This is a genomic window from Hansschlegelia beijingensis, assembly GCF_045505405.1.
In the GTDB taxonomy this organism is placed as follows: Bacteria; Pseudomonadota; Alphaproteobacteria; order Rhizobiales; family Methylopilaceae; genus Methylopila; species Methylopila beijingensis_A.
In genome coordinates this window covers 1-1,250 of sequence record NZ_JBJKEX010000543.1, presented here as the reverse complement: position 1 = coordinate 1,250, position 1,250 = coordinate 1, and the positions used below count along the sequence as shown (strand labels likewise).

The following is a 1,250-nucleotide window of genomic DNA, read 5'->3' as shown; positions in this document are numbered from 1 at the left end:
AAGAACCCCGCCGACCACGTTTCTCTTTCTCAAGATCAACTTGTCAAACAGCCAGCACCCGGAAAAACCAGATGCGCACAGCCAAACGAGCATCCCCGCTCAGCCGCTTAAGTCCGCCACAACCGGCCGAAGCCATGCTGGAGAGACTGATCGGGGCGTCGCCGGAACCGCTTGGCTCCGTCGTCGTCCCGGTGTGAGGGCTATATACGCCGCGACGTTTCGGGGTGTCAACGACCTCGTTCCAAAAAAATCGCCTGCCGGTGAAACTTCTTACGGGATCCAAGAAGCTCAAGGGGCGTCAGCTCCTTCAGCTCCGCGCGCGCCCCTGAAGGCGTCAGGAAGGCGGGCGCCGGCCCTTGGTGAGCGACCGACAACGCAGAGCAAGCCACCGGCCCTCCAGCCGCATTCACGCCATAATACGGGGGCCTCTGCCTCCTCCATGCTCGCGATCTCAGGCGTTGGCGGCCCGCGCGTCTCGCTATACGGTCGCGGACCCGTTCGCAGACGCCGAAGCTCAACCCCTTGGGGAGCGCCACCGCATTGCACGTCGGACGCCCAGCGCGCAGCCTTCCTTCCCGCGCGCCCGCACTTGATCTGGCGGTCGACGCGCTGAGCGTCGGTGGAACGGCGGGTCCGCCGGACCCGCGCGCGGTCAGCCTGCGCTGGCTCGCGGCGACCGTGCTCACCGGAATGGCCGGCGCGGGGCTGCTTGGGGGCGCGATCGTCTCCACTCTTCAGGACGGCGCCCACATCGCCGACGCCTTTCGCCGGACCGTCACGCCCGAGCGGCCGGACGATGAGCGCCTCAGTAACGGCGCCCGCAAAGGCGACCGGCTCTCGGCGGATCCCGAGGCGCCGGCGGCGCGGCAGACGATGCGCGTCAGCACCACGACCCGCCATGGCGACCGCGAGGTGGTGAAGATGCGTCCGTTCGTTCGGGTCAGCGCGCCGCTCGCCCGCGCGCCGAGCGAGTTCGCCTCGCAGGTGCCGCCGTTCGACCCCATGAAAGTGGTCGCCGCCGAGCCCGACCGAACCCAGCCGGACAGCGACCCCGACGGCGATCTCTCCTTCACGGTCAGCGACCTCGGTCACGAACGGATCGCGCCCGACCAGGGCCCGACGGTGCCGCCGACCGATGTGCGCACCGCGGTTCGCGAGACCGCGGCGTTCGAGCTCGCCTCGCGCTACCAGCCGGCGCAGATGGCGCCGGGCGCGCAGAGCCGCCTCGCATACGCGGCCGAGGCGACCGG

General features: G+C 69.6%; 1 pseudogene. It reads left to right on the top strand.

Features of this window, described 5'->3' with window-relative positions:
* Positions 1–540: 540 nt before the first annotated feature.
* Positions 541–1,250: pseudogene (locus ACIKT0_RS18535) on the top strand (M23 family metallopeptidase); the annotation flags it as partial.